Origin of the sequence: Streptomyces sp. SID5910 (assembly GCF_009862125.1) — a bacterium.
Lineage (GTDB): Bacteria > Actinomycetota > Actinomycetes > Streptomycetales > Streptomycetaceae > Streptomyces.
Map to the genome: position 1 here is coordinate 1 of NZ_WWHX01000563.1, position 6,567 is coordinate 6,567.

The following is a 6,567-nucleotide window of genomic DNA, read 5'->3' on the forward strand; positions in this document are numbered from 1 at the left end:
CGGCCCGGCGCGGCCGACGCGCACGGCGGGACGGCCCGGCGCGGGCGACGCGGACGGCCCCGTCGGAAGGGCGCGGCGCGCGGACGCTGCTTAGCGTGGCTGCGTGAGCCAGCGAACCCCCTCCGGTCCGGCAGTGGCCCGTCACGGCTGGGCGCAGGCCCTCGCCACGGTGCTGGCCGGGCTGGTCGCCATGGGAGCCGTAGCCGCGTTCGGGCTGTGGGCGGCCGGCGCCACGGACCTGCCCGACAACGCCTTCCCACGCGTCGTCACGGCGACGGTCGTGGCCGCCGTGGGCGGTTCGCTCGAACTGTCCGGGGACGCCGGCGGGCTCGCCGACACCGACGCGGCACTGACCGTGATGCCGCTGTCCGTCACGCTGGCCGGGGCGCTGGTGCTCGGCGCGGGGTTCCTGCGGCCGCTGCGCCACCGGGCGGTCGCCGGTGCCGGGGAGCTGGCCGGCTGGGCCGGCCGCATCGCCGTGCTGTGGCTGCTCGCCCTCCTCGGGCTGGCCTTCGCCTCGCGGCAGACCTTCGAGGTGTCGCTCGGGGAAGGGGTGCTCGACGACCTCGGGGACCTGTTCGGTGTCACCCCGCGGATCGGCTTCACCACGGACGTGCCGCTCACCGTGCTGTTCGGGCTGCTGTGGCTGGCGGGCGTGCTGATCCTGGCGCTGCTGGTGTCGCGCGGGGCGCCGCTGCCGGGCCGGCTGCTGCGCTTCCAGGCGTCGGTGCGGCCGGTGGCGTACGCGATGGTGGCGCTGCTGCTCGCGTACGTCGCCGTCGGTGCCGTCGTCGGCCTGGTCGTCGCCGGGACGCGGGGGCATCCGGCGGACACCTTCGCCGCGCTGCTGCTCGGGCTGCCGAACCTGGCGTGGCCGGCGCTCACCATCGGGATGGGCGCCACCTGGAACGGGCGGGTGGAGGGCCCGTTCGGACTGCCGATGCCGCAGGTGCTCGACCAGGTGCTGCGCACGCCGGACGTCTCCACGGTGAACCTGGGCACGCTGGGCGAGCGGGACGGGCGGATGTGGTGGCTCCTGGTCGCGGCCGTGGTGCTGCTCCTGGCCGCCGGGACGCTGGCGGCTCTCCGTTCGCCGGCCGGGACACCGGCCTGGCGGCACTCCGTGCACATGGGGATCGCGCTGGCGCTCACGGTGCTGATGATCTGCGCGGTGGGCCGGGTCTCCGCGCACTACGGCCTGTCGGTGCTCGGCATCGGCGACCTGGGCGGCGACCTGTCCGGGCGGTTGTTCCTGCGCCCTCGATTGCAGAGCGCGGTCGGCCTCGCCCTGCTGTGGGGCCTTGTCGCCGGGTTCCTCGGCGCGCTGCTCGCGCGCGAGGTGCGCGGGCGGGGCGGCACTGACCGGGCGGGCTCGGGCCAGGGCTAGGGCAGCGGCTGGGGTCCCGTCGCGGTGCGAGGTCAGGCGACGGGGACGACCAGCGGCGGGGCGGCCCGCTGCATGCGGAGCGCGTCGACGGACTCGGCCAGCAGCTCGTACTCGGTGGTCTCGTCGCTGGTGGCGATGCGCACCAGGCGCCCCGCGGCCAGCTCGTCGGCGACCAGTTCCTGCCGGGCCACGTCCGCGCACCACTGGCGCAGGACGCGCGATACGTCGGGGGCGTCGTCGGCGACCGGGGTCAGGGCGCCGCGCGGTAAGTGCGGGGAGTCGGGCTGGGGATCCAGGCGCGTGGCGATCCAGGACGCGCGGTCGCGCAGCCACCATAGGGCGAGGGCGAGGGTGGGGGCCCGATAGGTGCCGAGGGGTACGCCGACGCGCCGGCCGTCGCAGACGCCGTAGGCGGTGACATGGCACAGGAACTCGTCGTGCACTGCTCCCCTCCCCCGTCGCCCGGCTCGCCTGCCGGTCGGGCATGACGTCCGTGCGGCTCGTGTGCGGTGCGTGAGGGCGCTGTCGCATGGTGTGAGACGCCCTAGAGGTGAGTATGTTCACTGCTGAACCACTGTCACCATGAATTTCCGGCCAGTCTCCTGGCATATTCACCGCGACTGTTGGCCGAAACGCTGCGGCGCAGGGCGGCCTCTTCACGCCCGCGCGCGGCACGGCCTCGATGGTCCCGGGCGCCCGCGGCCATGACCTCGGGGGTAATCGACCGCGCCGCCGGACACGGGCATGGTTGCGGTACCGGGTCGCCGGGACCGGGATCCGGCCCCCGACCAGCACGTACCCCACGATGGAGGCTGATTCGCCATGTCCGCACACACCCACCGTCACGAGGACGCCGTTGCCCGCTACTTCGAGGCCTGGAACGCCGGTCCGGACGCCCGGGCCAAGGCGGTCGCCGCGGCCTGGACCAATGACGGCGGCTACACCGACCCGCTCGCGGACGTCCGTGGCCACGAGCAGATCGCGGCCGTGATCGCGGCGGCGCACGAGCAGTTCCCCGGCTTCTCCTTCCGGCTCTCCGGCACCGTGGACGGGCACCACGGCACGGCCCGCTTCTCCTGGGAGCTGGTGAGCGACACCGACGGTTCGGCGCCGGTGGCCGGGTCGGACGTGGTCACGCTGGACGAGGAGGGGCGCATCCGGTCCGTGTACGGCTTCCTGGACCGGGTGCCCGAGGGCGCGTGAGGCCACCGCGGGCCGCGATGAGTTCCACGGCTCCCGGGGGTCTACCGGGAGACGGGGCGCCGGGCCCCGGGAGCGGAGGAACCATGAGCACCGACCAGGAACTGGACGAGGAGTTCACCGCCGTCCTGCGCAAGAGCCCCGACAAGGGCGGCTGGACGTACCTCGTCTGGCCGAAGTCCGCCGAGTTCTTCCGCACCCGCGGCCTGGTCAAGGTCCGCGGCACGATCGACGGGCACGCCTTCCGCAGCTCCTTCATGGCGCTGGGCGACGGCACGCACAAGCTGCCGGTGAAGGCGGACGTCCGCCGGGCCATCGGCAAGGAGGAGGGCGACACGGTCACGGTCCGGCTGGTGGAACGGCTCGGCACGTGACCGTGGCGCGCCGGCTCCCTAGCCGGTGACGACGGCGTCGATCCGGGCCAGTTCGTCGGCGGCGAAGTCGGGGTTGCCGATGGCCGCGACGCTGTCCTCCAGCTGCCGCGGGCTGCTCGCGCCGACCAGTGCCGACGTCACCCGTCCCTCGCGCAGCACCCAGGCCAGGGCCATCTGGGCCAGCGACTGGCCGCGGGAGCCCGCGATCTCGTTCAGCGTGCGCAGCTTGCCGACCAGTTCCCCGGTGAGCGCGTCGGAGTTGAGGAAGGGGCTGTCGCTCGCGGCGCGGGAGTCCTCGGGGATGCCGTCGAGGTAGCGGCCGGTGAGCAGGCCCTGCTCCAGCGGGGAGTAGGCGATGGAGCCGGTCTTCAGCTCGTCGAGGGCGTCCAGGAGGCCGCTGGTCTCGGGGCGCCGGTCGAGCATGGAGTAGCGCGGCTGGTGGATCAGCAGCGGGGTGCCCAGCTCGGCGAGGATGCGGGCGGCCTCGCGGGTCTGCTCCGGCGAGTAGTTGGAGACGCCGACGTAGAGCGCCTTGCCCTGCTGGACCGCCGTGTGCAGGGCGCCCATCGTCTCCTCCAGGGGAGTCTCCGGGTCGGGGCGGTGCGAGTAGAAGATGTCGACGTGGTCGAGGCCCATGCGGGTCAGGCTCTGGTCGAGGGAGGACAGCACGTACTTGCGCGAGCCCCACTCGCCGTACGGGCCGGGCCACATCAGATAGCCGGCCTTGGTGGAGATCACCAGCTCGTCGCGGTACGGCGCGAAGTCGGCCTTCAGGGCCTCGCCCAGGGCGGACTCGGCGGAGCCGGGCGGCGGGCCGTAGTTGTTGGCGAGGTCGAAGTGGGTGACGCCGAGGTCGAAGGCACGGCGCAGGATGGCGCGCTGGGTCTCCACGGGACGGTCGGGGCCGAAGTTGTGCCACAGGCCGAGCGAGAGCGCGGGGAGCTTCAGGCCGCTGCGTCCGGTGCGCCGGTAGGGCATGGCCGCGTAGCGGTCGGGGTGTGCGGTGTACAACGCGACTCCAGAGGGGTTGGCCCCCGAGGTACGGGGCTTGTGCGGAACCGCGTCCCACTCTGTCGTGACCTGCGGGCAGTGGTCCAACAGAAGAATCCGATGATATTCAGCGACTACGCTTCTCAGTCATGGAACTGCGCCATCTCCAGCACTTCGTCGCGGTCGCCGAGGACCGGCACTTCACCCGCGCGGCGGAACGGCTCATGGTCTCCCAGTCCGGCCTCTCGGCGTCGATCCGGGCACTGGAGCGGGAGCTGCGGGCGCCGCTGTTCGTGCGCACGACCCGCAGGGTGACGCTGACGGAGGCCGGGCGGGCGCTGCTGGGCGAGGCACAGCGCATCCTGGCACAGGTGCGGTCGGCGCACGAGGCGGTCGCCGCGGTGCAGGGCGTGCTGCGCGGCACGCTGTCGCTGGGCGCCGAGCAGTGCATCGCCGGGGTGCCGGTGGCGGGCCTGCTGGCCGCGTTCCGGCGACGGCATCCGGACGTGGAGATCCGGCTGCGACAGGCGGGCTCGGGCGAGCTGGCGGAGGAGGTCGCGGCCGGGCGGCTGGACCTGGCCTTCGCCTACCGGACGCAGGCGGACACGGAGCAGCTGCGGTCCGTCTCGCTGGCCGGCGAGCCGATGACCGTCCTGTGCCATCCCGGCCACCGCCTGGCGGGGCACGGCGCGGTGCTGACCCCGCGCGATCTCGCCGACGAGGTATTCGTCGACTTCCACCCCGACTGGGGGCCGCGGCGCGTCACCGACACGGCCTTCGCGGCGGCGGGCGTACGGCGGACCGTCGCGCTGGAGGTGAACGACGTGCACGGGCTGCTCGACCTGCTCGACGAGAACCTCGGCATCGCGGTCGTGCCGCGCCACTTCCGGCACAAGCGGGCCTCCCTCGCCTCCCTACCGCTCAAGGACTCGGGCGGCACGGCGTACGAGACCATCGCACTGCTGCCGCCGGCGCAGTCCACCAGCCCGGCGGCGCGGGCGCTCATGGGGCTGCTGGAAACGGGGAGCGCGTGAGGGCGTCCTGCGCGATGGTGGACCCATGCATGCGAAGGACATCCTCATCGAGGGCTACAACCGCATCCAGGAAGAAGTCCACGCCGCCGTCGAGGGCCTGGACCCCGACGGCCTGAACACCCGGCCCGCCGACGACGCCAACTCCGTCGCCTGGCTCGTCTGGCACCTCACCCGGGTCCAGGACGACCACATCGCGGACGCCTTCGGGCGGGAGCAGGTGTGGCTCGGCCAGGACTGGCAGAAGCGCTTCGGGCTGGATCTGCCCCGCCTCGACACGGGCTACGGCCACAGCTCGGCGAAGGTCGCCAAGGTGCGGGTCGACTCGGGCGACCTGCTGACCGGCTACCACGACGCCGTGCACGAGCAGACGCTCGGGGCCCTGCGTTCGCTGGCCGCCAAGGACCTGGAACGGGTCGTGGACGACAACTGGGATCCGCCGGTCACGCTGGGCGTGCGGCTGGTCAGCGTCCTGTCCGACGATCTCCAGCACGTCGGACAGGCCGCCTATGTGCGCGGGCTCGTTCAGAGCGCCGCCGCGTAACCCGGCAGGACGACGTCCTCGATCAGGGCCTTGCGCTCGTCGAACGGGATGAAGGCGCTCTTGAGGGCGTTCACCGTGACCGTGCGCAGGTCCTCGGCCGTCCAGCCGGCCTGCTCGACCAGCAGGGACATCTCGCGGGTCATCGTCGTGCCCGACACCAGCCGGTTGTCGGTGTTGAGGGTGACGCGGAAGCCGAGGTCCTTGAGCGCGCTGATCGGGTGGTCGGCGATCGAGGTGGCGGCGCCGGTCTGGAGGTTGGAGGTCGGGCACATCTCCAGGGCGATGCGCCGGTCGCGGATCCAGGCGGCGAGGCGGCCCAGCTTGCCCGAGGCGAGGTCGGGGATGTCGTCGGTGATGCGCACGCCGTGACCGATGCGCTGGGCGCCGCACACCTGGAGGGCCTGGTGGATGCTGGGCAGGCCGTGCGCCTCACCGGCGTGGATGGTGAACGGCACGTTCTCGCGCCGCAGGTGCTCGAAGGCGTCGAGGTGGTCGGCGGGCGGGAAGCCGTCCTCGGCACCGGCGATGTCGAAGCCCACGACACCCGCGTCCCGGAACGCGACCGCGAGGTCGGCGGCCTCGCGGACCCGGTCGAACATCCGCATGCCGCAGAGCAGGGTGCCGACGCGGACGGGCGTCCCGGCGGCGGCCGCCTTGGCCATGCCGGCGGCGAGACCCTCCTGGACGGTCTCCACCACCTCGCTCATCGACAGCCCGCCCCTGGTGTTCAGCTCCGGGGCGTAGCGGACCTCGCCGTAGACGACGCCGTCGGCGGCGAGGTCGAGGACGTACTCCTCGGCGGTGCGCAGCAGGCCCTCGCGGTTCTGCATCACGGCGAGGGTGTGCTCGAAGGTGGCGATGTAGCGCACCAGGTCACCGGAGTTGGCGGCCTCGTAGTACCAGGCGGCCAGCTCGTCGGGGTCGGTGGTGGGCAGGGTGTGGCCGACGGACTCGGCCAGCTCCACCACGGTCGCGGGGCGCAGGCCGCCGTCGAGGTGGTCGTGCAGGACCGCCTTGGGGAGGCGGCGGAGGGTCTCGTTG

The 6,567-nt window shown here is 73.2% G+C and carries 8 protein-coding genes; 5 read left to right on the forward strand and 3 right to left on the reverse strand.

All coding sequences use genetic code 11. The features are described 5' to 3' along the window. Positions 1-103 precede the first annotated feature (103 nt). Positions 104-1,387: a streptophobe family protein gene (locus GTW67_RS19945; RefSeq protein ID WP_346010694.1), complete on the forward strand. Its 1,284-nt coding sequence runs from the start codon at positions 104-106 to the stop codon at positions 1,385-1,387. A 32-nt stretch (positions 1,388-1,419) separates the two neighbouring features. On the opposite strand, the gene GTW67_RS19950 is transcribed toward GTW67_RS19945, so the two are convergent. After that, positions 1,420-1,830, reverse strand: a complete 411-nt coding sequence (locus GTW67_RS19950) for a hypothetical protein (protein ID WP_161166181.1) — start codon at positions 1,828-1,830, stop codon at positions 1,420-1,422. Positions 1,831-2,209: 379 nt separating this feature from the next. On the opposite strand from GTW67_RS19950, the gene GTW67_RS19955 reads away from it, so the two are divergent. Continuing rightward, positions 2,210-2,590 (forward strand): nuclear transport factor 2 family protein, encoded by a 381-nt coding sequence (locus tag GTW67_RS19955; RefSeq protein WP_161166182.1) that lies wholly within the window; start codon positions 2,210-2,212, stop codon positions 2,588-2,590. 83 nt (positions 2,591-2,673) lie between these two features. Continuing rightward, positions 2,674-2,961, forward strand: a complete 288-nt coding sequence (locus tag GTW67_RS19960) for a DUF1905 domain-containing protein (RefSeq protein ID WP_161166183.1) — start codon at positions 2,674-2,676, stop codon at positions 2,959-2,961. An 18-nt stretch (positions 2,962-2,979) separates the two neighbouring features. On the opposite strand, the gene mgrA is transcribed toward GTW67_RS19960, so the two are convergent. After that, positions 2,980-3,972 carry an L-glyceraldehyde 3-phosphate reductase gene (gene mgrA / locus GTW67_RS19965; protein ID WP_161166184.1) on the reverse strand — a complete coding sequence of 331 codons (993 nt, stop codon included), beginning with the start codon at positions 3,970-3,972 and terminating at the stop codon, positions 2,980-2,982. Between the two features lie 128 nt (positions 3,973-4,100). On the opposite strand from mgrA, the gene GTW67_RS19970 reads away from it, so the two are divergent. Both GTW67_RS19970 and GTW67_RS19975 read left to right on the forward strand, forming a co-directional pair. Continuing rightward, positions 4,101-4,985: a LysR family transcriptional regulator gene (locus tag GTW67_RS19970; RefSeq protein ID WP_161166185.1), complete on the forward strand. Its 885-nt coding sequence runs from the start codon at positions 4,101-4,103 to the stop codon at positions 4,983-4,985. A gap of 25 nt (positions 4,986-5,010) precedes the next feature. Continuing rightward, positions 5,011-5,526, forward strand: coding sequence for a mycothiol transferase (locus GTW67_RS19975; RefSeq protein WP_161166186.1), 516 nt, complete (start codon positions 5,011-5,013; stop codon positions 5,524-5,526). Here the strand turns inward: GTW67_RS19975 and GTW67_RS19980 are convergent. Beyond that, positions 5,508-6,567, reverse strand: a 1,060-nt coding sequence (locus tag GTW67_RS19980; RefSeq protein WP_237518947.1) for an adenosine deaminase, incomplete at its 5' end; no start/stop codon positions are given. The genes GTW67_RS19975 and GTW67_RS19980 overlap by 19 nt on opposite strands.